23 protein-coding genes are annotated in these 25402 nt (G+C 68.6%); 11 read left to right on the forward strand and 12 right to left on the reverse strand.

The window, feature by feature from the left end:
- Positions 1–20: 20 nt before the first annotated feature.
- Entirely contained in the window at positions 21–227 is a 207-nt protein-coding gene (locus tag CY652_RS02865; protein ID WP_102129180.1) for a hypothetical protein, read from the reverse strand.
- An 84-nt stretch (positions 228–311) separates the two neighbouring features.
- On the opposite strand from CY652_RS02865, the gene CY652_RS02870 reads away from it, so the two are divergent.
- From CY652_RS02870 to CY652_RS02900, 7 genes are all read left to right on the forward strand, one after another.
- A complete protein-coding gene (locus tag CY652_RS02870; RefSeq protein ID WP_102129181.1) occupies positions 312–530 on the forward strand; it encodes a hypothetical protein in 219 nt (72 codons plus the stop codon).
- Between the two features lie 130 nt (positions 531–660).
- Positions 661–1890 (forward strand): MFS transporter, encoded by a 1230-nt coding sequence (locus CY652_RS02875; protein ID WP_102129182.1) that lies wholly within the window; start codon positions 661–663, stop codon positions 1888–1890.
- 112 nt (positions 1891–2002) lie between these two features.
- Entirely contained in the window at positions 2003–2821 is an 819-nt protein-coding gene (locus CY652_RS02880) for a hypothetical protein (protein WP_146010011.1), read from the forward strand.
- A gap of 518 nt (positions 2822–3339) precedes the next feature.
- Positions 3340–6588, forward strand: coding sequence for a YadA-like family protein (locus CY652_RS02885; RefSeq protein WP_102129184.1), 3249 nt, complete (start codon positions 3340–3342; stop codon positions 6586–6588).
- An 86-nt stretch (positions 6589–6674) separates the two neighbouring features.
- On the forward strand, positions 6675–7823 hold the full coding sequence (locus CY652_RS02890; protein WP_102129185.1) for a DUF2827 domain-containing protein: 1149 nt from the start codon (positions 6675–6677) through the stop codon (positions 7821–7823).
- 3 nt (positions 7824–7826) lie between these two features.
- Positions 7827–8993 carry a DUF2827 domain-containing protein gene (locus tag CY652_RS02895; RefSeq protein ID WP_102129186.1) on the forward strand — a complete coding sequence of 389 codons (1167 nt, stop codon included), beginning with the start codon at positions 7827–7829 and terminating at the stop codon, positions 8991–8993.
- A 23-nt stretch (positions 8994–9016) separates the two neighbouring features.
- Positions 9017–10153 carry a DUF2827 domain-containing protein gene (locus CY652_RS02900; protein WP_102129187.1) on the forward strand — a complete coding sequence of 379 codons (1137 nt, stop codon included), beginning with the start codon at positions 9017–9019 and terminating at the stop codon, positions 10151–10153.
- Between the two features lie 9 nt (positions 10154–10162).
- On the opposite strand, the gene CY652_RS02905 is transcribed toward CY652_RS02900, so the two are convergent.
- The 7 genes from CY652_RS02905 to CY652_RS02935 are packed head-to-tail and all read right to left on the reverse strand — an operon-like array spanning position 10163 to position 18052.
- Positions 10163–11809, reverse strand: a complete 1647-nt coding sequence (locus CY652_RS02905; RefSeq protein ID WP_102129341.1) for an AMP-binding protein — start codon at positions 11807–11809, stop codon at positions 10163–10165.
- A 36-nt stretch (positions 11810–11845) separates the two neighbouring features.
- Positions 11846–12250: a RidA family protein gene (locus tag CY652_RS02910; RefSeq protein WP_102129188.1), complete on the reverse strand. Its 405-nt coding sequence runs from the start codon at positions 12248–12250 to the stop codon at positions 11846–11848.
- Positions 12247–13425 carry an acyl-CoA dehydrogenase family protein gene (locus CY652_RS02915; RefSeq protein WP_102129342.1) on the reverse strand — a complete coding sequence of 393 codons (1179 nt, stop codon included), beginning with the start codon at positions 13423–13425 and terminating at the stop codon, positions 12247–12249. Before CY652_RS02915 ends, CY652_RS02910 begins: the two co-directional genes overlap by 4 nt.
- Positions 13426–13459: 34 nt before the next feature.
- Positions 13460–14314 carry an enoyl-CoA hydratase family protein gene (locus CY652_RS02920; protein WP_374703622.1) on the reverse strand — a complete coding sequence of 285 codons (855 nt, stop codon included), beginning with the start codon at positions 14312–14314 and terminating at the stop codon, positions 13460–13462.
- A complete protein-coding gene (locus tag CY652_RS02925; protein ID WP_102129189.1) occupies positions 14311–14928 on the reverse strand; it encodes a MarR family winged helix-turn-helix transcriptional regulator in 618 nt (205 codons plus the stop codon). The genes CY652_RS02920 and CY652_RS02925 overlap by 4 nt, the downstream gene beginning before the upstream one ends.
- Complete coding sequence (locus tag CY652_RS02930) at positions 14925–15737, reverse strand: SDR family NAD(P)-dependent oxidoreductase (RefSeq protein WP_102129190.1); 813 nt, start codon at positions 15735–15737, stop codon at positions 14925–14927. Before CY652_RS02930 ends, CY652_RS02925 begins: the two co-directional genes overlap by 4 nt.
- A complete protein-coding gene (locus CY652_RS02935) occupies positions 15734–18052 on the reverse strand; it encodes a bifunctional salicylyl-CoA 5-hydroxylase/oxidoreductase (protein ID WP_102129191.1) in 2319 nt (772 codons plus the stop codon). Before CY652_RS02935 ends, CY652_RS02930 begins: the two co-directional genes overlap by 4 nt.
- Positions 18053–18499: 447 nt before the next feature.
- Here CY652_RS02935 and CY652_RS02940 point away from each other — a divergent pair, with 447 nt between their 5' ends.
- A complete protein-coding gene (locus tag CY652_RS02940) occupies positions 18500–19588 on the forward strand; it encodes an OpgC domain-containing protein (protein WP_102129192.1) in 1089 nt (362 codons plus the stop codon).
- 58 nt (positions 19589–19646) lie between these two features.
- Here the strand turns inward: CY652_RS02940 and CY652_RS02945 are convergent, their stop codons facing one another.
- On the reverse strand, positions 19647–20414 hold the full coding sequence (locus CY652_RS02945) for an SDR family oxidoreductase (RefSeq protein WP_102129193.1): 768 nt from the start codon (positions 20412–20414) through the stop codon (positions 19647–19649).
- Between the two features lie 219 nt (positions 20415–20633).
- Here CY652_RS02945 and CY652_RS02950 point away from each other — a divergent pair, with 219 nt between their 5' ends.
- Positions 20634–21437: a ProQ/FINO family protein gene (locus CY652_RS02950; RefSeq protein WP_146010012.1), complete on the forward strand. Its 804-nt coding sequence runs from the start codon at positions 20634–20636 to the stop codon at positions 21435–21437.
- Between the two features lie 111 nt (positions 21438–21548).
- On the opposite strand, the gene CY652_RS02955 is transcribed toward CY652_RS02950, so the two are convergent.
- The 3 genes from CY652_RS02955 to CY652_RS02965 all read right to left on the reverse strand — a co-directional run bounded on the left by CY652_RS02955 (position 21549) and on the right by CY652_RS02965 (position 24174).
- Positions 21549–22376 carry a MetQ/NlpA family lipoprotein gene (locus tag CY652_RS02955; RefSeq protein WP_102129195.1) on the reverse strand — a complete coding sequence of 276 codons (828 nt, stop codon included), beginning with the start codon at positions 22374–22376 and terminating at the stop codon, positions 21549–21551.
- A 273-nt stretch (positions 22377–22649) separates the two neighbouring features.
- Positions 22650–23513, reverse strand: a complete 864-nt coding sequence (locus CY652_RS02960) for an SDR family NAD(P)-dependent oxidoreductase (protein ID WP_102129196.1) — start codon at positions 23511–23513, stop codon at positions 22650–22652.
- An 88-nt stretch (positions 23514–23601) separates the two neighbouring features.
- Complete coding sequence (locus CY652_RS02965) at positions 23602–24174, reverse strand: TetR/AcrR family transcriptional regulator (protein ID WP_102129197.1); 573 nt, start codon at positions 24172–24174, stop codon at positions 23602–23604.
- A 193-nt stretch (positions 24175–24367) separates the two neighbouring features.
- Between CY652_RS02965 and CY652_RS02970 the strand changes: the two genes are divergently transcribed.
- Together CY652_RS02970 and tadA are read left to right on the forward strand one after the other, a co-directional pair.
- A complete protein-coding gene (locus CY652_RS02970) occupies positions 24368–24778 on the forward strand; it encodes a DnaJ family domain-containing protein (protein WP_102129198.1) in 411 nt (136 codons plus the stop codon).
- Positions 24775–25386, forward strand: coding sequence for a tRNA adenosine(34) deaminase TadA (tadA, locus tag CY652_RS02975; protein ID WP_102129199.1), 612 nt, complete (start codon positions 24775–24777; stop codon positions 25384–25386). Before CY652_RS02970 ends, tadA begins: the two co-directional genes overlap by 4 nt.
- The last annotated feature ends 16 nt before the right edge of the window (positions 25387–25402 follow it).

The following is a 25402-nucleotide window of genomic DNA, read 5'->3' on the forward strand; positions in this document are numbered from 1 at the left end:
CTTCGCGTTGCGGCGGGAGATCAGGAGGCCGGGCCGTCGGCGTCGCGCTCGATGGCTTCGGCCGCGCGGACGAGGATGGCCGCGATGCGCTGTTGCTCGGCGGCCGGTGCGTCGTCACGTCGCCGCAATGCCGCCTTCAGCGCGCGGCGCGCTTCGACGAGTTCCGGCAGCCAGCCGCGGCCGGCATCGGCCTCGGCGGTGTCTTCGTCCGCGAGCGCGCGGCGCATCCGCCCTGCGTTCGCTTCCGGCTCCGGGGTAAAATGCGGGACTCGATATCGTCCGACAAAGCATAAACAGAGGAGCCCAACAGGATGAAAACCCCACCCTCTCAGGAACGGTCGCGCCGGCGTCTTTCCAGGGCGACGCTGAACCTCCTCACGGTGCTCGTCGGCCTCGTCACGCTCGCGGCCGGCATCGGCTGGATGATCTATAGCTGGGTCGTGAACAAGGAAATTCCGTACTTCGGCATTCCGCTCATCCTCACCGTGCCCGTCATCGTGGCGGTGACGTTCCGCAACTGCTGGGATTAGCGCGCGAGGCTCGGCGGCCGGGAATCGACCGGCACCGCGCGCTTCGCCCGGCCGCGTCCGGGCTCCGCCTTTCCACGTCCAACCACGCCGACCCCGGGTTCGCACGGCCCGGCCCCGCCCGCCATTGCCGATGACCGCCCGCGCCGACGAAACTGCTTCCTCCCGTTCCTCCTCGCCCTATTGGCGGCGCAACCTCGCCGTCTGCGTGCTCGGCTCGTTCTCGACGCTCGTGGCCATGACGCTGATGCTGCCGTTCCTGCCGCTCTACGTGCAGGAGCTCGGCGTGCGGGGGCATGCCGCCATCGTCCAGTGGTCGGGTGTCGCCTACAGCGCGACGTTCTTCACGGCGGCGCTCGTGGCGCCGCTCTGGGGACGGCTCGGCGACCGCTACGGCCGCAAGCCGATGCTCGTGCGCGCAAGCTTCGGCATGGCCGTCACGATGTCGCTGATCGGCATGTCGCACACCATCTGGCAGCTCGTCGGCCTGCGTCTGCTCGCGGGGCTCGCGGGCGGCTATTCGTCGGGCTCGACCATCCTCGTCGCCACGCAGACGCCGCGCGAGCGCTCGGCCTGGGCGCTCGGCGTGCTGTCTTCGGGCATCATGGCCGGCAATCTGATCGGCCCGCTGCTCGGCGGCGCGCTGCCGCCGCTCATCGGCATTCGCGGCACGTTCTGGCTGGCCGGCGCCGCGATCTTCGTCGCGTTTCTCGCCACCTGCCTGTGCGTCCGGGAGGCGCCCCGGCCGGCCAAAGCGGCGCCCGCGGCGCAGTCCGGCCGCTGGTCGTCGATTCCCGACAAGGGGCCGATTATCGCGATGCTCGCCACCGGCATGCTGCTGATGCTCGCCAACATGTCGATCGAGCCGATCATCACGGTCTACGTGTCGACGCTCGTCCGCGGGACGAACCAGGTGACCGTCGTGGCCGGGTTCGTCATGTCGGCGGCGGCGCTCGGCAGCATCGTGTCGGCGTCGAGAATCGGCCGGCTGGCCGACCGCACGGGGCACGCGCGCGTCATCGTCGCCTGTCTGCTGGTCTCGGCGCTGCTGCTGATTCCGCAGGCGTTCGTGACGGCCGGCTGGCAACTGGTCGCGCTGCGGTTTCTGATGGGCCTCGCGCTCGGCGGCCTGTTGCCCTGCATTGCGACGGTGATCCGCCACAACGTGCCCGATCACGTTGCCGGCACCGTGCTCGGCTACTCGGTATCGTCGCAGTTCGCGGGGCAGGTGCTCGGACCGCTGATCGGCGGGTTCGTCGGCGGCCATCTGGGCATGCGCGCGGTGTTTCTCGGCACGAGCCTGCTGATGCTGGCCGGTGCGGTGCTTGCGTGGCGCACGGTCGGCGCGCGCCGGCACGGCTGAGCGGGCGAACTGACGGGCGAACGACGGGCGATCCGTCGTCGTGCTCCACCCAGGCAAGCCGGGCGTGTTCGCCGGGTACGGCCCGAATCTCATGGGCGAGGAGGCATTCCTGATGAATCGAGCTGCTCCCGCATTCGCGGTCTTCGTCGTTCTTTCAGCCGCTGCGCACGCGGCAACCCAGGACGATCCGCTCGCGTCCGCAAACAACGACTTTTCCTACGGGCTGGGTTTCGGCACGCTGTCCTATTCGGAGTTCTCTCCGGGAGGCGGCCGGCTCGATTCGGAATCCGCCGTGATGCCGGCCATGCAGTTGGGTGCCACGCGCCAGGGGCCGGTGTTCGGTCTGCCGTCGATCTACACGTCCGTCGGGCTGACCTTCACCGGCGGGCGCGAAAGCTATACGGGCTCGAATCTGGCGACGGGCGAGCCGCTCCGGCAATCGGAGGGCACGGCGGAAATCGACGGGCAAATCAGGGTGGGCCGCGCGTTCCGGCCGGCCGCGCGCTGGCAGCTCGTGCCGTACCTGACCTACGGCGTGCATTCGTGGCTGCGCGGCGGATACGAGACGTACCTGAACCAGTACGCCGGCCTCGGTCTGCTTACGCAGTACGAAATCACGCCGAAACTTGTCGGCGGCATCGACGCGATGCTCGGCCATACCTTCGATCCGCAGGTGATGACGCGCGGCGACAGCAGCATCGGCACCGAGTACCTCGGCTCGAACTGGACGCGCAGCGTCGGCGCGACGCTCGACTACGCGTACGACCGGCGCCTGCATTTCACGGCTTCGTACCGGTTCACGAGCTTCAGCTACGGCATGTCGGCGCCGAAATCCGGCACGTACGAGGGCATCTACAGCGCCGGTTGGTACGAGCCGTCTTCGCATACGCATGAGAATCTGGTGATCCTCGGCGCCACCTATAGCTTCTAGCCGCGCCCGAGGCCCGGGCCTCCCCGGGGCGATGGGAATCGCGCACGGACTCGGAGAATACGTCTGGCAATTAATCAGGATATCGACTTGATAGAGATAAGTGGAATATTTATCTCTTCTTTAATGCCCCGGACGATTATTTTTCGAAAATCCGTTAATAGGCCTAAATGTCATTCGCCGCAATGACTTGCCGCTTGATTTTGCTGCGTTGCGACAAACAACCGCATTCTTCTTTCATTTAAATTTCTTTAACATTACGACAATGAAAGAATTGGTGAAGAAAAACGGCTGTTTCAAGCCCCGCTAACGGGCTTTCAGCATCGCCACACAGGCGGCACGCGACGCCCGTCGATGCGGGAGAAGTCCGGGCACGGCCCGTTCCCGATCGTTTTCCTGCCAGCGGGCACTCGCCCGACATGCAGCCTCGCTCTCCACTAATTGAAAAGTATTCCAAATCAATTTATCCGGTCATCGAATGACGCCGGCCAGGTCGTCGTCCGACCGCGAAGAGGTCTGCCATGAACAAATCCTACCGATGTATCTGGAACGAGGCCCGCGGCACATGGGTCGCCGTTTCCGAAATAGAGTCCGCGCGCGGCAAGGCCAGCCGCTCGACGCGCGTTTCGACGGCGCGTCTGCGCCGGGTCGTCGCCTCGCTCGCGCTTTCCGCGCTGCTGGGCCTCGCGGGCCCGTTGCCGGCGCTCGCCGCGCACGTCGTCGCGAACGGCCACAACCAGGCGTCCGACGGGTCGGCCAGCTACACCTACAACAACACGATCTCCGCCTCCTTCAACGGCGTGGCGCTGGCGGGCGCGATCGACTGCGGAATGCTGAGTCCGACCGATTCGACCAGCGTGACGAGCATGATCTACGGCACCGACGAGAACTACACCGGCGGCCTGTACGGCTTCGGCACGCAGACCTCCGCGATTTCCTATGGCGTCGCGTCCAATGCCGGCGCCGGGCAAACCGCGGGCATCAACACCTGGACGACCGAGCAGTCGCTCGGCAACGTCGCGGTCACGTCCGCCAAGTCGGCTACGCCGAACGGACTCGGCAACACGATGGCGACGGGCATGAACTCGCTCGCGACGGGCTGCGGCTCGCAGGCGACCGGTCTCGGCGCGACGGCCATGGGCTGGGGCTCGGTGGCGTCGGGCACCGGCAGCATCGCCATGGGCATCAACAATAGCGCCACGGGGCAGGGCTCGATGGCGTTCGGCACCTATTCGAACGCGTCGGCCACGGACGCCATTGCCATGGGCACCCAGGCCGCGGCGACCGGCACGGCGGCGCTCGCCTTCGGCGCGCAGGCGACGTCGAGCGGGGACTATGCGGTGGCGCTCGGGCAGGGCGCGAATGCCCAGTACGCCGGCAGCGTGGCCATCGGCTACGGCAGCGCGACGGGCGCCGGCGCGCCGGCCGGCACCGGCTACCTGACGGGCAGCGCCGCGCCGGCGGGCGAGGTATCGGTCGGCAACGACGCGGATCGGCGGCGCATCACCAACGTCGCCGACGGCGCCGCGCCGCAGGACGCCGTCACGGTTGCCCAATTGAGCACGAGCAATACCGGCCTTTCGGCGGACGTCGATTCGCTGGCCGCCTCGACCTCGACGGGGCTCGGCACGCTTTCGAGCGGAGTCGACGCTCTGTCGGCTTCGACGTCCACGGGGCTGAACGCGCTATCGACCAGCCTGGGCACGACGGACGGCAATCTCGACACGCTCTCGACGTCCACCTCGGCGGGCCTCGGTTCGCTCTCGACCGGGCTCAGCACGACCAACGGCAATCTCGACGGTCTCGCGGCCTCGACCTCGACGAGTCTCGACAGCCTCTCGACCTCCACGTCCGCAGGGCTCGGCTCGCTCTCCACGGGGCTGAGTACCACGGACGGCAACCTCGCCGAGTTGTCGACTTCAACCTCGACGGGCATGAACTCGCTCTCGACGGGCTTGAGCACGACCAACAGCAATCTGGACAGCCTGGCGGCCTCGACTTCGTCGGGAATCGGCGATCTTTCGACCTCGACTTCCACGGGCCTGAGTTCGCTTTCGACGAGCGTGGACAGCCTTTCGACCAGTCTGAGCACGACGGGCAGCACCGTGAGTTCGCTGTCCACGGGCCTCGACAGTCTGTCGACCGCCACGTCCGCCGGACTCGATTCGCTCTCGACGGGCCTGAGCACCACCAACAGCGGCCTGGCCGATCTCTCGACCTCGACTTCCGCCGGCTTGAGTTCGCTCTCCACCGGTCTGGACACGACGAACGCCAATCTCGCCGATCTGTCGGCGTCGACTTCGACCGGCATGAATGCGCTCTCCACGGGCTTGAGCACGACGAACAGCAGTCTGGGCGCCTTGTCCGCCTCGACCTCGACGGGCCTGGGCACGCTGTCCACCGGGCTCGACAACTTGTCGAGCTCGACCTCGACCAGCCTGAATGCGCTGTCGACTGGGCTGGGCGAGACCGATACCCACCTGGCGAGCCTGTCGACCGCCACGGCGATCAACGTCGATTCGCTGTCGACGGGACTGACCGCGACGAACGACAGCCTGGGCAGCCTGTCCAGCACGATGACCGCAGGACTGGATTCGATCTCGACCGGCATGACCGGACTTTCGACCGGGCTCAGCACGACGAGCAGCAGCCTGAACGGGCTCTCCGCATCGGTTTCGAGCGGCATGGGCACGCTGTCGACGAACGTGAGCAGCCTGTCGACCGGGTTGAGCACGGCGAGCAGCAGCATCGAGAACCTGGCGGCGTCGACTTCGAGCAGCATCGGCAATCTGTCGGCTTCGACCTCGACGGGCCTCGCCTCGCTGTCCACGGACATGACCAGCCTGTCGACCGGATTGAGCACGACGTCGAGCAGCGTGAGCGCGCTGTCGGCCAGCGTGGACACGCTGTCGTCGAACGTGAATTCGCTTTCGACCTCGGTCGCGCCGATCGTCGGCCTCGTCGGCTCGGCAGCGGCGACGGGCGGGGCCGCCGCCGTCACGCTGATGGGCGGCGCCAATGGCGACGGCACGCTGCAAACGCGCGGCCGCGTCGGGGACCGTCTGTCGTCCGTCTCGCCCGGCGCGTGCTCGTCGGTTTCGGGCGTCGACGCGAGCGCGACGGGCCTCTGCGCGCAGGCGACCGGCGAGGGCTCCACTGCCTACGGCTCGAACTCGACCGCGTCGGCCGCCGATACGACGGCCGTCGGCTTCCGCGCCCAGGCCACCTACGACGGTTCTGTCGCGATCGGCTACAACGCTCGCGCGGTCGCCGACCCGACCGTCGCGGTCGGTGCCAACGCGGTGGCCTCGGGCAATAACTCGGTCGCGCTCGGCGCCGGCGCGCAGGCCACGGGCAGCAACGCGGTTGCGCTGGGCGCAAATTCGAGCGCGCCGGACGACAATACCGTCTCGGTCGGTTCGCCCGGAAACGAGCGAAAGATAACTAACGTCGCGAACGGCGCGTCGGCTCACGACGCGGTCAACGTCGGCCAGATGAACCAGGCGCTGGGCGGCGTGCAGCACCAGATCAACGACGTCGCGAGAGACGCCTACTCCGGCGTCGCCGCCGCCACGGCGCTGACGATGATTCCGGAGGTCGACCCCGGCAAGACGTTGGCGCTCGGCATCGGCGCGGGCACCTACCACGGCTATCAGGCGGTGGCGATCGGCGGTTCGGCACACCTCGCGCAGAACATGAAGGTCAAGGCCGGGATCGGCATGAGCGGCTCGGGCGACACCGTCGGCGTCGGCGCGTCGTACCAGTGGTAAGCGGCCCCGGCCCCGGGGCCGGGATACGGACGGCACGGCCGGCGCGCGTCCTGCGGCGCGGGCCGGCATTCAAGGAAACAGGATCCATGCGTATCGGAATCTCCGTTCTCAGCCATGCCGGCCAGAGCATCTGGCAAAACGGCCTCGGCCAGAACGTCGTCTTTCTCGCGCTGGCGTTCGCGCGCCTGCCGTTCGTGCGGCAGGTCGTGCTCATCGACGTCGGCAGCGAACGTCATCTGCCGCGCGAAGCGGAGGCCCTGGCGCCGGGGCTGCGTGTCCTCACGCAGCAGGAAGCCACCGACGAAGTCGACGTGATCGTCGAAATGGCCGGCGCGCTCGACGTGCGCTGGCTCGACCTCATGCGCGCGCGCGGCCGCAAGGTCGTCTATCACTGCTGCGGGCAGCCGTACGTGGGGCTCGTCGAGCCGGCCGTGTTCGAGCGGCCGGCTCACGCGGCGCGTCCCGGGCGCTACGACGAAATCTGGCTGCTGCCCAAGGACCGGCTGCTCGCGCCGCTCATGCGCACGCTGCACCGGTGTCCCGTGCACGTCGTGCCGTTCGTCTGGCACCCGATGTTTCTCGAGGCCCGTATCGCCGAAGTGGCCTCGCACGGCGTGCGCTACGGCTACGAAGCGAATCGCGCGGCCGGCGGCGCGCAGGCGGGACAGGGGCTGCGCGTGGCGATCTTCGAGCCGAACATCTCGGTCGTGAAGACCTCGAGCATTCCGATGCTCGTCTGCGACGAGGCCTGGCGCGCCGCGCCCGGCAGCGTGGCCGCGATGCACGTGCTCAACACGCTGCACATGAAGGATCACCCGGGCATGCTGCATCTCGCCAACTCGCTCGATCTCGTGCGCGAGCATCGCGCGACCTTTCACGGGCGGCACGACGTCGTGGGCTTCATGGGGCAGCACGCCGACGCGGTCGTCTCGCATCAGTGGGGCAACGACCAGAACTACGCCTACCTCGACGCGCTCTACGGCGACTATCCGCTGATCCACAATTCGCCGTGGCTCGCCGGCGCCGGTTACTACTACCCGGGATTCGACGCGGCGGCGGGCGCCGCGCGGCTGCTGGATGCCTGGCGCGGCCACGACGCGCGGCTCGACGATTACCGGGCCCGCTCGCGCGTCGTGTTCGACGCGGTGAATCCGTTCGACGACGCGAATCTGCGAGCCTATGCCGGGCGCCTGAACGCGCTTGCGCGGCACGCCGGCCATTCCGGGGTGGAGTAAGACATGACCCGTGAACCGCTGGAAATCATCTCGCCCCGCTCGCTGAAAGTCGGCGTCTCGCTGTTCGTGCGCAAGGGCGAACAATCGCTCTGGGAGAACGGCATCTTCCAGAACTGCCTGTTTCTCGTCATGCTGCTGCGGCGCGTGCCGTCGGTCGGCGAAGTTCATCTCGTGATCGGCGGCGGCGACGGCGGCATCGAGGACGCCCGCCGCTTTCTCGGCGACGATGCGCCCGCGCCGCTCATCGACATGAACGAGGCCGCCTCGCGGCTCGACCTCATGATCGAGATGAGCGCCCAGCTCGATCGCGAATGGATGGTCCGTTTCCGCCAGCGCGGCGGACGGGTCGTCTCCATGCGCGTGGGCAACGACTACGTCATCGACATCGAGCGCATGATCTTCGACCGGCCGCCCGCGCTGCTCGTCACGGGCGCGCCCTACGACGAAATCTGGACGCTGCCGCAGTACGAGAACACCGGCGTGCCGTATTACCGCAGCGCCCTGCGGGCGCCGGTGCGCGTGCTGCCCCATCTCTGGAGCCCGCTCGTGCTCGAGCGCGCCGCGGCGCAACTGCCTGCGGAGGCGTCGTTCGGTTATCGGCCGGGACGCCGCCGCTGGCGCGCGGGCATCTTCGAGCCCAATCTCTGCATGGTCAAGACGAGCCCGCTGCCAATGCTCTGCTGCGAAGCCGCGCATCGGGAGAACCCCGACCTGCTCGAACACGTCTGGGTCTACAACGCGCTCGCGCTCAAGGAGCACGGCGGCTTCCAGAGCTTCGCGACGAGCCTCGACATCGTGCGCCACGGGCTCGCCACCTTCGAGGGGCGGTTCCCGTTCTATCAGGTGATGGCCCGGCACGTCGACGTGGTGGTCGCCCATCAATGGGAAAACGCGCAGAACTACCTCTACTACGAGGCGCTGCACGGCGGTTATCCGCTCGTGCACAACTCGGATCGGATCGGCGGTTGCGGCTACCGTTATCGCGACTTCGACTGCGAGGAGGGCGGCGGCATGCTGCTGCACGCCTACGCCCAGCACGACTTCAATCTCGATGCCTACCGGCGCGATGCCCGCGCGTTCCTGGAAACGCTGCACCCGGAGCATGCGCCCAACGTCGAGGCGTACGGCGAGGCCATCGGGGCCCTGTTCAGCCGGGCCGTCGCGGCATGAGCCGGGGGCCGTAAGGAAACGCAATGAGTGGATTGAGAATCGGCATCACCATCGGCCTGCAGCACGAGCACGAGACGCTCTGGAACAACGGCATCAAGCAGAACGCCGTGTTTCTCGCCGAGGCGCTGCGCCATTGTCCGCAGGTGGCGAGCGCGGTGCTCGTCAACACGACGGCGGTCCCCGTCTCGGCCGCGCTGCCGTGGGACCGCTCGCGCTGGCCGACCGTCGCCTACGACGACGTCCGGGAGCAACTCGACGTGGTGATCGAATTGGGCGGCCAGCTCGACGCGGCGCGTACCGACGATCTGAAGCGGCGGGGCGGGCGTCTCGTCTCGTACTGCTGCGGCTTCGAATATATCCACGCCGCCGAGGCCGTGCTGTTCGACAAGCCCATGTGGGGCGAGCACCTGTTCGTCAATCCGCGCTACGACGACATCTGGATCATTCCGCAGGTCGCGGGCAACAGCCGGTCGTTCTTCGAAGTGCTGCGCCGCATTCCGGGCCGCGTGGTGCCGTTCGTCTGGAGCCCCGTGTTCGTCGAGGAACGCAGCCGCGCGCTGCCGGCCGAAGGCGTCTACCGGCCGCACGAGGGGCCGTACCGGCTGACAGTGATGGAACCCAACATCGACATCGTGAAGTGCTGCCTGTACCCGGCGCTGATCGCCGAGCTGGCTTACCGCGAACGGCCCGACGACATCGCCCTGCTGCAGGTGACGAACGCGCTGCAGATTGCGCAGCGCAACGCCGACTTCATCGCGCTGATGAATCAGCTCGACATCGTGCGGGCTCACAAGGCCGTGTTTCTCGGGCGCTACGAGACGCCGGCCTTTCTCTCGGAGCGCACCGACGTGGTCGTTTCGCACCAGATGGAGAACCCGCTCAACTACTTCTACCTCGAGGCCTGCTGGCAGGGCTATCCGCTCGTTCACAACGCGTCGCTGTGCCCGGACCTCGGCTATTACTACGAGGCGAACGACGCGCACGCGGGCGCGCGGCGCGTCGTCGAGGCCATCGACACGCAGGCGGGCGACGCCGAAGCCTGCGACCGTTATCGCCGCCGCCAGCGCGAGGCGATCGACCGCTATCTGCCCGGCAATGCCGGGGTCGTGTCCACCTACGGCGCGCTGCTCGACGAGCTGACGCGGCGGCCGATCCGGTGAACGCCGGCGCTATGCGACCGGGATTTCGCGCAGCAGGGCCCGCCTGAGCTTGCCGGTTTCCGTGCGCGGCAGGGCGTCGACGAACGCGATTTCGCGCGGATACTTGTAGGCCGCGACCGCCTGTTTGACGAAGTCCTGCAAGGCGGCGGCGAGCGCGTCGTCGCCGGCATGGCCGGGATTGAGCACGACCCAGGCCTTGACGATCTGTCCGCGCAACGCGTCGGGCACGCCGGCGACGCCGCATTCGGCGACGGCCGGATGCTGCATCAGCGCATCCTCGATCTCCGGCCCCGCGATGTTGTAGCCCGACGAGACGATCATGTCGTCGACGCGGCCGTGATAGAACACGTAGCCGTCGCCGTCGATCGATACCGCGTCGCCGGTCAGGTTCCAGCCCGCGCGCACGAACTGCGTCTGCCGCTCGTCGTCGAGGTAGCGGCAGCCGGTCGGGCCGCGCACCGCGAGCCGGCCGATCGCGCCCGGCGGCACGGGCCGCAGCGCGTCGTCGAACGCCGCCACGACGTAGCCCGGCACCGCGCGTCCGATCGCGCCGGCCCGCGTCTCGCCGGGCGCCGACGAAGCGAAGACGTGGATCATCTCCGTGCCGCCGAGCCCGTCGATCATCTCGATGCCGGTCGCCGCGCGCCACAGGTCGCGCGTCGCCGCCGGCAGCGCCTCGCCGGCCGAAACGCTTTTCGCGAGGCTGGCAAGGTCGAAGTCGCGCGCGAGCGGCGCCATCTGCCGGTAGAACGTCGGCGCGGTGAACACGATCGTCGCGCGAAAGCGCTCGATCGTCTGCAGCAGCCGTGCCGGCGCGAGGCGCTCGATCAGCACGGCCGACGCGCCGACGCGCAGCGGAAAACAGAGCAGGCCGCCGAGTCCGAACGTGAACGCGAGCGGCGGCGTGCCGCAAAACACGTCGTGCGCGTCGGGCCGGAGCACGTGCGCCGAAAAGAGATCGCACATCGCGAGCACGTCGCGGTGGACCTGCATGCAGCCCTTCGGCGCGCCCGTCGTGCCGCTCGTGAACGCGATCAGGCAGACGTCGTCGCTCGCCGTATCGCAGGCGGGAAAATCGGCGGGTTTCGCGGCCGACACGGCTTCGAGCGTGTCGGGCCCGGCGCCGCGAAAGCGCATCACGGTGCCGAGTTCCGGGCGGAAGCATGCGTCGCCGGGATCGAGGCAGCGGGCGAGCTCGCCGAAGTAGGCCGCATCGCAAAGCGCCGCACCGATGCGGGCCTTGGCGACGATCTGGCCGAGCTCCTTCGCGCGCAAGAGCGGCATGGTCGGCACGACCACGAGACCGGCCTTCAGCGCGGCAAGCAGCGCGACGGCCATCTCCAGCGTATTGGGCCCGCGCAGCAGCAGACGATTGCCGGGCACGAGCCCCATCTCGTCGACGAGGACGTGGGCGCAGCGGTTCACGAGCGTGTGAAGCGCGTCGTAGGTCGTCGCGCGCGGTTGTCCGTCGACCTCGGACCAGATGGCCGGGCGCGCGCCGTGGCCGTTCTCGATGGCCCGATCGAGCAGTTCCGCCGCGCAATTGAGCCGCGCCTGCGTATCGAGCGGCGCCGGCGCCGGCAGCAGGACCGGCCATTGATCGCGCGGCGGCAGGCGATCGCGCGCGAACGTGTCGAGGTGAGCGGACGGCTGCACGGCGTTCGGGTTCATCGGCAGGCTCATCGACAGACCTCAGCCGGCCTCGGCCGGAATCACGGCCGTCGCCTCGATTTCCACGCGGGCCTCGTCCTCGATCAGCGCGACGACCTGGACCGCGCTCATCGCGATGTCGTAATCGCCGATCAGCTCGCGAAACGCCGCGCCCACCGCCTGTCTCGCCGCCAGATACTCGCGCTTGTCGGTCACGTACCAGGTCATGCGCACGAGGTGCTCGGGCCGCCCGCCCGCCCTGGCGAGCACGGCGAGCACGTTGCGCAGCGCCTGCGCGGCCTGGCCCGCGAAATCGCGGCACGGAAAGCGGCCGTGTTCGTCCCAGCCGATTTGCCCGGCGATGAACACCTGCGTGCCGGCGGCGGCCACGCCGTTCGCATAGCCGCGCGGCCGCGTCCAGCCGTCGGGAAGCAGCGCCTTTTTCATGGGGTCTTCTCCTTGCTCGCGGCATGGGCCTTGAGCAGATCCCGCCCGACGATCAACTGCTGCACCTCGGTCGCGCCTTCGTAAATGCGCAGCGCGCGGATCTCGCGATACAGCGTCTCGACCGTCGTGCCGCTCTTCACACCGAGCCCGCCCCAGAGCTGCACGGCCGCGTCGATGACCTGCTGCGCGCCTTCGCTCGCCTGCCATTTCGCCATGGCCGCTTCGCGCGTGACGCTCTCGCCCCGGTCGCGCAGCCATGCCGCGCGATAGACGAGCAGGGCGCTGCTGTCGATCGTCAACGCCATCTGCGCGAGCTTTGCCTGGGTTAACTGAAAATCGCCGAGCGTCTGGCCGAACATCGGGCGCGAGACGGCGCGTTCGAGTCCCTCGGCCAGGGCGCGCCGCGCGAAGCCGAGCGACGCCGCGGCCACCGAGGTGCGGAAGATGTCGAGCGTGCGCATGGCCAGCTTGAAGCCTTCGCCCGGCGCGCCGAGCAGGTTGTCTCGCGACACGCGCACGCCGTCGAAGCGAAGGCGCGCGAGCGGATGCGGCGCGATCACGTCGATGCGCTCCGCGACTTCGAGCCCTGCCGTCCCGGCATCGACGACGAACGCACTGATGCCGCGCGCGCCCGGCGCTTCGCCCGTCCGCGCGAACACGACGTAGAAGTCGGCGATGCCGCCGTTCGAGATCCAGGTCTTCTCGCCGTCGAGCCGCCAACCGTCGCCGTCTTGCCGCGCCGCCAGCGTCAGCGCGGCCACGTCCGAGCCCGCTTGCGGCTCCGAGAGCGCGAAGGCCGCGATGGCCGTGCCGTTCGCGACGTGCGGCAGATACCGGGCCTTCTGCGCAGGCGTTCCCGCGAGCGTGATCGCGCCGGAGCCCAGGCCCTGCATCGCCAGCGCGAAATCGGCGAGGCCCGAGTAGCGGGCGAGCGTCTCGCGCAGCAGGCAGACCGCCCGCGTGTCGATGGTCTCACCGTGCCCGCCGTATTCGCGGCCGCCGATGCCGTGGCGCAGCCAGCCCGCCGCGCCGAGCGACCGCGCGAGCTGCCGGCAGAGCGCATCGACGTTTGCGGGCGTGGGGTGCTCAGGCGCGGCGAGATGCGTGCGCGCCCAGGCGTCGATGCGGGCCGCGAGTGTCCGGTGCCGGTCTTCGAAAAACGGCCAGGCCAGCATGTCGTGCGGGTCGGGGCGGAGGTCGGCGCTCAAGTCAGTCTCCTTCGAATGCCGGACGCGTCTTCGCGGCGAACGCGCGGTAGGCGCGCCCGAAGTCCTGCGTGCTCATGCAGAGCGCCTGGGCCTGCGCTTCGGCCTCGATGGCCTCGTCGAGGCTCATGTTCCATTCCTGATGCAGCATCCGCTTGGTCAGGCCGTGCGCGAAGGTCGGCCCGGCCGCCAGTTCGGCCGCCAGTTGCGCGGCCTCGGCGAAGAGCGCGTCCGGTTCGCAGAGGCGATTGTAGAAGCCCCAGGCATGGCCTTCCGCGCCGCTCGCGGTACGGCCCGTCAACAGCAGCTCGGCGGCGCGGCCCTGGCCGACGATGCGAGGCAGGATCGCGCAGGCGCCCATGTCGCAACCGGCCAGGCCGACGCGCGCGAACAGGAACGCGAGACGGCTGCGCGCGGTCGCGAACCGCAGATCGGCGGCCATCGCGAGAATCGCTCCGGCGCCGGCGCAGACGCCGTCCACCGCCGCGATCACGGGCTGCGGGCAATGCCGGATCGCCTTCACGAGATCGCCCGTCATGCGCGTGAAGAGCAGGAGCTCGGGCATCGGCAGGCCGACGAGCGGCCCGATGATCTCGTGCACGTCGCCGCCCGAACAGAAGTTGCCGCCCGCGCCTCGCAGCACGACGGCCTTCACGTCCGTGGCGTAGGCGAGCCGGCGGAAGAGATCGCGCAACTCCGCATACGACTCGAACGTGAGCGGATTCTTGCGTTCGGGCCGCGCGAGCGTGATCGTCGCGACGCGCGAGTCGACCGACCAGCCGAAGTGGCGAGCCTCGTAGCCGGCCAGTTCGAGACGGTTGCCGGCGAACAGCGCGTCGGGGGAGGAGGGTATCGTCAAGGGCGTTCTCCGGTGTGGCGTTGGCGGATGGAAGGGGCGTCGGCTGCCGGGCGGTGCGACTCGTCCTCGAGCCGCTCGTGCAGATGCTGCTTGAGCCGGCCGAGCGGCTCGTGCAGGCGGGCCTTGTCGTCGGACGCGAGGCCGCCGAGCAGTTCGACCACCCAGCGCTCGTGTGCGGCCGCCATCCGCTCGAACAGCGCGCGGCCCGCGGGCGTCAGGCGCACGGTGATCGAGCGGCGGTCGTCGGGCGAGGCGTCGCGGCCGACGAGGCCCTCCTTTTCGAGCTGATCGGCGATGCCCGTCACGTTGCCGCCCGTCACCATCAGCCGGCGCGACAGCTCGGTCATTCGCAGTCCGTCGGGGTGACGCGCGAGCTGGGCCATCAGGTCGAAGCGCGGCAGCGTCGTGCCGAACTCCGCGCGCAGCCGTCTGCGCAATTCGGTCTGCACGAGCTGGGTCGTCGTCAAAAGACGCAGCCAGAGCCGCAATGCCGTGTGGCTGCCGGGGCCCGTGCACATCTCCATGTCCGGCATCCGCTTCGCCGGTTTCGCGCCGACGCGGAGCGAAGTTTTCGCCGCGTCTTTCGTCTTTTTCGTGGAGACGGACGGGTTCATACTGTTTCCCCGCCCGAAACGGAAACGGATTGCCCCGTGATCGCGGCCGACCCCGGCGCGCAGAGCCAGAGTACCGCGTCGGCGACTTCTTCGGGCCGGACGAAACGCTGCTGCGGATTCTCGCGCATCAGCGCCGCGCGGGCCTCGGCTTCGCTGCGCCCGGTCTGGCTCACGATCTGGTCGAGCGAGGCCTGCAGCAGCTCGGTCTCGGTGTAGCCGGGGCAGACGGCGTTGATGGTCACGCCCCGGGTCGCGACTTCGCGCGCGAGCGCGCGCGTGAGGCCGATCACGCCGTGCTTGGCGGCGCAATAGGCGGCGACGTAGGCATAGCCCGTCAGCCCGGCCGTGCTCGCGACGTTGACGATGCGGCCGTCGCCGCGTTCGAGCATGTCGGGCAGTACGGTGCGGGAGCAGAGGAACGCGCCGGTCAGGTTGACGTCCAGCATCCGGCGCCAGAGCGCGAGATCGGTCTTCGCGAACGGCGCGGCCTGTGCCGCGCCCGCGCTGTTGACGAGCAGGCCGACCGGGCCGAGGCGCGCGGCGGCCTCGGCGAATGCGGCCTCGACGGCCGCCTCGTCGGCGACGTCGACGCTCACGCACGTCACTGCGTCGTCGCGACCGAGTCCGGCGCGCCGGGCCTCGAGCCTGGCCGCATCGCGGCCCATCAGCGTGACGCGCGCGCCGGCGCGCAACAGCGCGGCCGCCGTCGCCGCGCCGATGCCGCCGGCGCCGCCCGTCACGACCGCATGGCGGTCCGCGAGCGGCAGCCCCGGTGTCGAGGTCGCCGCCGCATTCGAATGCGCGTTCATGTGGTTTTTCCTCCGCGCGCCTGCTCGCGCTCCAGTTGCGCCTTGGCCGCCTGATATTGAGGCGGCCACGCGACGTCGAAATAGCCGATCTTCGCTGCCTCGGCGAGCGTCCACGCGGGATTCGCCAGATGCGGCCGGCCGATCGCGCAGAGGTCCGCGCGGCCGGCCGCGATGATGCCGTTCGCCTGGTCGGCCGTGGCGATCGCGCCGACGGCGATCGTCGCGATGCCGGCCTCGTTGCGGATGCGGTCGGCAAAGGGCGTCTGGTAGAGACGCCCGTAGGCGGGGCGCTCGTCCTTGCTGACCTGGCCCGACGAAACGTCGATCATGTCGGCGCCCGCGGCCTTGAACGCGCGCGCGATCGCCACGGCGTCGTCGGGCGTCGTGCCGCCGTCTACCCAGTCGTGCGCCGAGATGCGCACGGAAATCGGCCGCTCGTCGGGCCAGACTGCGCGAATCGCGGCGAACACGTCGAGCGGATAACGCAGACGGTTTTGCGGCGAGCCGCCGTACTCGTCGGCGCGCCGGTTCGTGAGCGGCGAGAGGAAGCCCGACAGCAGATAGCCGTGCGCGCAATGCAGTTCGAGCCAGTCGAAGCCGGCTTCGGCGGCCATGCGCGCGGCCCGCGCGAATTGCGCCTTGATCGCGGCCAGTTCGTCATGCGTCGCCTCGCGGGCCCACTGGCCGATACCGGGCAGATACTGCCGCGGCGAGGCGTCGACGAGCGGCCAGTTGCCGTCGGCGAGCGGCGCGTCGATGCCGTCCCGGGCGACGCGCGTCGAGCCCTTGGCGCCGGCATGGCCGAGCTGGATGCCGATCTTCGCGTCGGACTGCGCGTGCACGAATTCGACGATGCGTCGCCACGCGTCGAGATGCCCGGGCGCATACATGCCGGGGCAGCCCGGCGTGATGCGTGCCCCGGCCGATACGGCGGTCATCTCGGTCATGACGAGCGCCGCGCCGCCGAGCGCGCGGGCGCCGAGGTGCATCAGGTGATAGTCGCCGGGTATGCCGTCGGTCGCCGAATACTGCGCCATCGGCGACACCACCACGCGATTCTTCAGCGTGAGGCCGCGCACCGAAAACGGCGTGAACATCGGCGGCGCAGGTCGGGGGCCGGAGAACGCGCCTGCGCGGTCGGCGAACCAGGACTCGAACCCGGCCACGTAGCGCGCGTCGCGCATGCGCAGGTTTTCGTGCGAGAGACGCTGCGAGCGCGTCAGCAGCGAGTAGGCGAATTGCTCGGGCTCGAGCGACGCGTAGCGGTCCACGTGCTCGAACCACTCCGTCGAGTTGCGCGCCGCGTTCCGGAGGCGCTGCGTGTCGGTGCGGCGCCGCGTCGTGTAACGGGCCAGCGCCGCGCGCAGATCGCCGGCATGCGCATCGAGACTGTCCGCGAGTTCGACGGCGTCCTCCATCGCGAGCCGCGTGCCCGAGCCGATCGAGAAATGCGTGGTGCGGGCCGCGTCGCCCATCAGGACGACGGGCACGTCGGGCATCTCGGGCGCGTCGTCGCGTGCCTTCCAGTGAACCCATTGCCGGCAGGCGACGTTCGCGAAACGCTGCCACAAATCCGGGGCCTGCCGCCGCGTCAGGCCCGATTGCAGCGAATGGCCGCCCAGATGTCGGGCGAACAGTCGCTCGCAAAATGCGATGCCGTCCTCGCGGCTCATCGCGTCGAGACCGGCCGCGCGCCAGACGCGTTCGGGCGTCTCGACGATGAAGGTCGACGTCTGCGCATCGAAGCGATAGGCATGCGCCTGAAACCAGCCCCACGGCGTTTCCTCGAAGGCGAACGTGAACGCGTCGAACGACTGCGTGGTGCCGAGCCAGACGAAGCGGCAGTCGCGCTGCTCGACTTCGGGCTCGTAGGTGCCGGCGTATTGCCGGCGAATCGCGCTGTTCGCGCCGTCGCCCGCGACGACGAGGTCGGCATCGCATACGTCGTCGTCGCGGGCTTCGGCGCCGAATCGCAGCGTGACGCCGAGCGCCGCGCAGCGCGCCTGCAGGACGCTGAGCAGCCGCTGCCGGCCGATGCCGCAGAAGCCGTGCCCGGACGAACGAATCACCCTGCCGCGAAAACGGATTTCGATGTCGTCCCAGTGGTTGAACGCATCGCGGATCTGCGCGGCGCTTTCGGCGTCGACGGCCTGAAGGCGCTCCAGCGTCGAGTCGGAGAACACGACGCCCCAGCCGGATGCGTCGTCCGCGCGATGGCGCTCGACGACGACGACGTCCCAGTCCGGATGCCGGCGCTTGACGAGCAGACTGAAGTAGAGGCCGGCCGGTCCGCCCCCGATGCAGACGATGCGCATACTCGCTTTTCTGTGTATTCCGTGTGAAAGGCGCGCGAAATTTATCTCCCGATACTTTAAATGTCAAGCAAATGGCGGGGCGCCGACGCAGGCTTTCGATCCGTCAGGCAGGGCGGCCTATCCACCGGCTCGCGATTTCTCGCATCGGGACCGTCCGCGCAGCGGAAAACAAAACGAGCAGAAAAAATCTGAACCGATCGGCAAAGCGGGCGTCAATTTTCAAAGGGAGGCGGGCTGACGAATCGGCATCGACGATGCTCGAAACATGCATGCGGCATGGCCCGAAACGTAGTCCGCGACGCGGGCATCGGCTTTGCGAAAATGGCCGGATTGTCAGGATGCGTAGCGATTGGAAAAAAACTTTTACTGCTGGTTACCAACGCCCCGTTGAAGCGTTGCACGCATTAAAGTCACGTCAGGTGACACAGGTACGAGGGACGTTCGTTCATGACACAGATACCCAAGCGATCGATCGAAATCGATTTTCTTCGGGGCCTTGCCCTGATCGCCATTGCAGTCGATCACATTCCGTCGAGCGTGCTCTCGCACGCGATGCTGCATACGTTCGCGTTCTGCGATTCGGCCGAGGTGTTCGTGTTCGTAAGCGGCTACGTGTCGGCCGCAAGCTATCTCGCGATCGCCGCGCGACGCGGCGAGCAGGCCGCGAACCGGCGTTTCTGGCGCCGCTCGCGCGAGATCTACGCCGCCTATCTGTTCACCGCCGCGCTGATGCTGCTCTCGGGCGCGCTGGCCGTGCTGCTGCACGTCGATTCTCCGCTCGTCGGCGAATCGGGCTGGGCGCGCTTCCTCGCGCATCCGTTCCCGATGCTCGCCAACGTCGCATTGTTCCGCGACCAGCCCTACCTGGCCGGCGTGCTGCCGATGTACGTGCTGCTGATTCTCGCCGTGCCCGTCGTCATGCCGGTCGTGCGCCGCTCGCCCGATCTCGCGCTGCTCGCGAGCTTCGGCATCTGGCTCGGCGCCTGCTGGCTCGCGCTCGCGCTGCCGAACGCGACGCCGGACGGCTGGCCGTTCAATCCGTTCGCCTGGCAGGTCATGTTCGTGCTCGGCATGCTTTGCCGCGCGCATCCGGTTTCGCCCGCGTTCCAGGTTTCGCCGATGGGCCGCGCGATCACGGTCGTCGCGCTCGTGCTGTTCGTCGCGTTCGCGTTCATTCGCCTGCACGTCGAAGTGGAACCGCCGCCGGGTTACGAGAAGCAGAATCTGGCGAGCCTGCGCATCGTCAGCTTCGGCGTCATCGCCTGGCTCGCGGCGCAGGCCGTGCGGATGGGCTGGGTCGCGTGGATCGCGCAGCGCCTGCCCGGCATCGTGACCGCGGGGCAGCAGGGGCTCGTCTGCTTCGTCGGCGGAGCCGTGGTGTCGAACGTCGTCGATACGCTGCTGCGCGCAACGCATACGAGCGCGTTCCTGCCGGCGCGGATCGGCGGCGACGCGTTGGCCGTCGGGGCTCTGCTGGCGCTCGCGAGCATCGCGCGGCGCTGGAAGACGACGCGGCTGCGGGTCGCGCTGACCTGAGCCGCCTGTTTCTCCTCCGGCTTTTTCCCTGTCTTTTCTCCGGCCGGCGCCTTCGTGTTCAACCGGCCGCGAGTTCCCGGACGTCTGCGGTCGGCGTCGAACCGAAGCGCTCGCTCAACGCGTAATCGATCACCTGCCTCGCCGCCGCCTCGGGCGAGGTGAGTTTGCCGTCCGTCTTCATCTGCTCGAACCGCTCGCGCAGCGGAAACCGCCCGGCTCCCGTCGAACGGATCGTGGCCTGCATGTCCGTATCCACGACGCCGGGCGCGAGGCTGCAGATGCGCAACGCGGGGCCGGCGTCGAGCGTCACCGCGCGCGCGTGATGATCGAGCGCGGCCTTGGTGGCGCAATAGACGCTCCACCCCGCATAGGCGTTGCGCGCGGCGCCGCTGGAAATGTGCACGACCCGTCGGTCCGGCACGCCGGCCGCCGCCGTGACCAGCGCACTCGCCAGCATCAGCGGCGCCGTCACGTTCAGCGCCACGGCGCCGGCAATCGCGCCCGCCTCCTGGACGGGCAGCGGACCGATCGGATCGACCGTGCCCGCGTTGTTCAGCAGCAGCACGCAATCGGCGCCGTCGACAAAGCGCCGCAGCGTGTCGCCGGCCAGCCACTGGGCGACGCGCGCCGGATCGGCGAGATCGAGTTCGACCTCGCTGAAACGCTCCGCAAAACGCGCGGCCAGCGTCTCGTGACGTTTGCGTGAAAGGCCGAGCACAATCGCGTCGCGTTCGAGCAGTTGTCCGGCGAGGGCCGCGCCGAGCCCTCTCGTATGGCCGGTGACGATGGCGCGAAGCGCGCGGGGACGGGACGAAGAGTGGGTCATCTCGATCGATTCAGACGGTTGAGGCGGGTGCGAATCCGGATTGAAAACCGGTTGCGGATGGGCATCTCGCGAAAGCTGGCCGCTTGCGGCCAGCCGGTCCGGCTCGGGCCAACGGGAACAAGGTGCGGCGAAATCCGCCGATACGCCCCGTTGCCGCCCGGAAAAAGCTTTAAAGAATAGGTATCATAGCGCCGGAACCCATAAGCAAGAGAGTTGGACGTGAATGCTGCATCCCGTCAGCGTCGTACGCTGAGCTTCAAGGAAGGCCTGCTGGAAATCAAAAAGAGCATGGGCGGCGCGTCCCCCGAGCCGCAGTCCGGGCAGGCCTCCGGGACCGCCGGCGAAAAGCGGCCGCCCGCTCGAGGCAACCCGCCGCCGCGCGGCGCGAAGCCGAATCGCGGCCGGCCGCAGCAGCCGCAGGCGAAGCGTCCGAGCGCGAAACCGCAGCAGCCGTCCCAACCGCGCCCGCAGCCGGGCGCGCAGGGTGGCCGGCCCGACGCGAACGCACGCCGGCATCGGCCGAACAACCGGCCGCAGGCCGAGAATCTCAGCGAAGCCGACAAGGCCCGCATCGAGCGCAATCGCCAGTTGAATACCGTCTGGAATCTGTTCGCGAAGCACTATCCGGCGTTTCGCGAGCGGTTGCCGTTGAAGATCGGTGTGCTCGATGATTTGCGCGAGCGTCATCCGGACTACGACCGCACGTTGATCGTCGCCGTGCTCAAGCGCCACGTCAATCACCCGCGCTACCACGAGCACGTGGCCGCCGGCGGCTCGCGTTACGAGCTGGACGGCAGCGTTTCGACGGGGCCCGGCATCGAGCCGTCCCACATCGGCCGCGCGAAGGCCGCGCTCGAACGTCAGCAGGCGAAGGCGCAGGCCCGCGCAGAGCAGCCTGCCCAGGCGCAGCAGAATCCGGCCTCGGCGCAGCCCGAAGCAGCGGCCGAAAAGCAGGTGGATGCGCCGTCGGGCGAACCGGCCGCGGTCGAGGAACAACAGAAGACCGACGCACCGGCCGCCTGAAAACGCGCAGGCCGCGCCGTCGCGTCTTGCTTTCCTGTCCTGTATTCCGGCAGTCGTAAACGAAAACGGGCACGGCCAACGAGCCGTGCCCGAATGCTTTGGCGTATCCGGTTAGTGCTGTGCGGGCTCGTTCCAGGCCGGCAGCGTGGCGCCGTGATACACGCTCAGAATCTCGCTCGCCACGTTGGGCTGCTGGTAGCTCTCGACGAGCGTATGTACCCACGGCGCCTGGGCATCCTTCGCGTTCACGGCGATGAAGTTGCGATAGGGATTGCCCGTCACGCTTTCCTGCGCGATCCGCTCCTGTGGAATCTTGATGCCGGCCTTCACGGCCCAGTCGGTGTTGACGACGGCAGCGTCGAGATCGCCGATGGCGCGGCCGACGATGCCCGCGTCCAGTTCCTTGATATGAATCTGCTTCGGGTTCTGCGCGATGTCGACCGCGGTCGGCAGCAGGCCGACGCCCGGCCGCAGCGTGATCAGATGCTGGGCCTGCAACAGCAGCAGCGCGCGCCCTTCGTTGCTCGGGTCGTTCGGCACGCCGATCGTCGCGCCTTGCGGCAGGGCCGCGACCGACTTGAACTTGCGCGAATAGAGCCCGATCGGCTGAACGTAGGTATAGCCCACCTGCACGATCTGATAGCCGCGCGCCTTGATCTGCGCGTCGAGATACGGCTTGTGCTGGAAAGCGTTGGCGTCGAGATCGTGCTCGGCCAGCGCCTCGTTCGGCTGCGTGTAGTCCTCGAAGGTCGTGATCTTGACCGCAAGGCCGTGCTTCGCGGCGTTGGCCGCGACGACGCGCCAGACGTCCTCGTCTTCCCCCGACATGATGCCGACCCGGACGACCTGGTCGGCGGCCCGGGCCTCGTGGGCGACGTTGAGGCCCACGGTCAGCAGGAGGGCGGCCAGCACCGTGCCCAGGTTCTTTCTTGCGTTCATCGAATTGACTCCTTTGTGCCGATCGGCGTGAAAACAGGCGAACGCAGATGCTAGTCAACGGCATGGCAGGCTGACAAATATCTTTTGCTGAATTGCTAATCCTGGCTTCGCGCCGATGGGCATGAAATCGGGCAATAAGCAAACCGGAAGATCGCTTCGGCGACGCGCAACGCCACCGAAGTAGGAGATAAACGATCGCGGGCAGCCGATTCGCGAACGCGGTACGGACGACGGCGGGTCGTGTCTTGCCGCCGTCGCCGTTGCGCCGTTTCTTCAGGCCGGAAACGGCGGCAGGGGCAGCGTGGCTTCGACGTCCACCGCCTCGCTCACCGCGCGCCAGCGTTCGCCTTCGGCCGCGCGGGCGGCGTCGCTCTCGCCGGCATAACGCACCGCGTCGCTGCCGAGCAGCAGATGAAGCGGCGGGTTCGGATGCGTAGCCAGCCGCAGCACGACCTGGGCGACCCTGGCCGGGTCGCTGGTTTCGTGGCCGAGATAGGCGGCGAACAGGTCGAGCAAGGCGCCGACGCTCGGTTCGTAGTCCGGATCGGGTTTCGTGAGGTCGCGCGTCGCCCGCACGCCCCAGTCGGTGCGCATGCCGCCCGGTTCGAGCACGCTCACCTTGACGCCGAACGACGCCACCTCGCGCGCCAGCACTTCGCTGAAGCCGCCGACGGCCCATTTCGCCGACTGATAGGCCGCCAGCCCGGGCGTGCCGATGCGGCCGCCCACTGACGAAATCTGGATGATGCGGCCCGAGCGCTGCGCGCGCAGGACGGGCAGGGCGGCGCGCGTCACGTTGACGACGCCGTAGAAGTTGGTGTCGATCTGCGCGCGGAAGGCTTCGTCGGTGCTCTGTTCGAACGCGCTCACGTGGCCGTAGCCCGCGTTGTTGACGACGACGTCGAGCCGTCCGAACGCATCGACGGCCGCCTGGACCGCCGCGCGGGCGGCCGATGCATCGGTGACGTCGAGCGGGACCGCGCGAACCCGGTCGCCGTATCGGGCGCACAGCGCCTCGAGGCCGCGCGGGTCGCGCGCCGTCGCGATCAACCGGTCGCCGGCTGCGAGCACGGCTTCGGCAATATCGCGCCCGAGGCCGTGCGCGCTGCCGGTGATCAACCAGACCTGGGATGTCATCGTGGTTACTCCTTCATGCTGGGTAGGTCGATAAATCTCATTAATGAGCAAGTAATCGCTCATTAATGAGGGGGTAAAAAAGTGTGGGTCACGAACCGGTGATCGCGTTCCAGAAAGCGTCGAAGCCGGCCGCGCGGTAATGCTCGGCGCCGGCGGGATCGCGGACGATGAAATCCATCGTCGCGTCTGCGAGCGAGTTCATGATCGCGCCGACGAATCCGGGCGGGCAGTCGCGCAGGCGGCCCAGCGCCGCGGCCGTCTGCATCGTCGCGCTGATCTCGGCGAAGGCCTGGTTGCCGGTGGTCCGCGTGGCCTCGGTGATGCGCTCGGACAGGCCGAGCCGCGCTATCGCGCGGCGTTTTTCCGGATGGGCGCACCCCCAGCCGACATAGGCCAGCCACGCATGCTGCGCACGGTGCCGCAAGTCGGCGGTCTGCGGATAGTCCTGCATCATCGTTTCCCTCAACTCGTCTTTGAGCGCGAGATAAAGCTGGTTCAGCAGGTCGTCCTTGTTCTCGAAGTAGGTGAACAGCGTGCCTTCCGCGACGCGCGCCTGCCGCGCGATACGCGCCGTCGTCGCGCTGCCGCCCTGTTCGGCCACGACGTGGGCCGCGGCGGTCAGGATCGCGCTGCGTTTGTCTTCGCTTTTCGGCCGGGCCATTGGGAACGAACGGAGGCGTGAATAAATGAGTAACTGCTCATTTTAGATGCGATCGGCCAGCCGGGCAAGCGCGCCGCGGCGAGAGACGGGGGAAGCCGGGGAGCGCTGGCCGACCGTCGCCGGGGCTTGTCAGGCCTGATCGGGCAGCCATGACCCTGATAGAATGCCTGAGCCGCAACGCAGTGGATGACAGATGACTTTGCTTGATGCGCTCGTCGAACAACGGATTGCCGCCGCCACCGCCCGCGGCGAATTCGACGATTTGCCCGGCGCCGGCGCGCCGCAGGATCTCGACGACGATCCGCTCGTGCCCGAAGAGGTGCGTATTGCCCATCGCGTCCTGAAGAACGCGGGATGCGTCCCGCCCGCCGTCGGGCAGTTTCGCGCTCGCGGCGATCTGCTGCGGCAACTGGCCGAGACCCGGGACGAAGCGGAGCAGCGCCGGCTGCGCGGCCGCCTGCTCGCGCTCGACATGGCGCTCGAATCGCAACGCGGCGCGCCCACGGCGGTGCCGCGCGAATACCGGCAACGCCTCGCGGAACGGCTGGCCGCCGATCCTTCCGGCGTCCCGCAAGACGATCGACCCACCGGAGCGCGCGCATGAACGATGCCGTAGCGATCCGGGAAAACGGAACGAAAACACCCCTGGACCCAGTTCAAGCCGGCGGAGAACCGGTCCCGCTCGCCGAACGCGACCGCCATTTCATGCGGCTCGCGCAGGCCGCCGCCGGGCAGGCCCGCGCGGCCGGCGAGGTGCCGGTCGGCGCGGTGCTCGTGCGCGGCGACGAGGTGATCGCCACCGGCTTCAATCATCCCATCGGCGCCCACGACCCTTCGGCCCATGCCGAAATGGCCGCGCTGCGCGCGGGCGCCGCAGCGCTCGGCAACTACCGGCTGCCTGGCTGCGAGCTCTACGTCACGCTTGAGCCGTGCCTCATGTGCGCCGGCGCGATCATGCACGCGCGCATCGCGCGGGTCGTGTTCGGCGCCTACGATCCCAAGACCGGCGCCTGCGGCAGCGTCGTCGACGCGTTCTCGGACGCCCGACTCAATCACCATACGCAAGTGATGGGCGGCGTGCTCGAATCCGAATGCGGCGCGGCGCTCCGCGCGTTCTTCGCCGAGCGGCGGCAGGCGAATCGGCCGTCGCGCGCCGCGGCGCTTTCCGGGCCCCGCGCCGGGGCGCAGGAAGACGACGCGGACGCGGTATGACGCGCCCATAAAATCG

This window comes from Burkholderia sp. WAC0059 (genome assembly GCF_002870125.1).
Classification (GTDB): domain Bacteria; phylum Pseudomonadota; class Gammaproteobacteria; order Burkholderiales; family Burkholderiaceae; genus Paraburkholderia.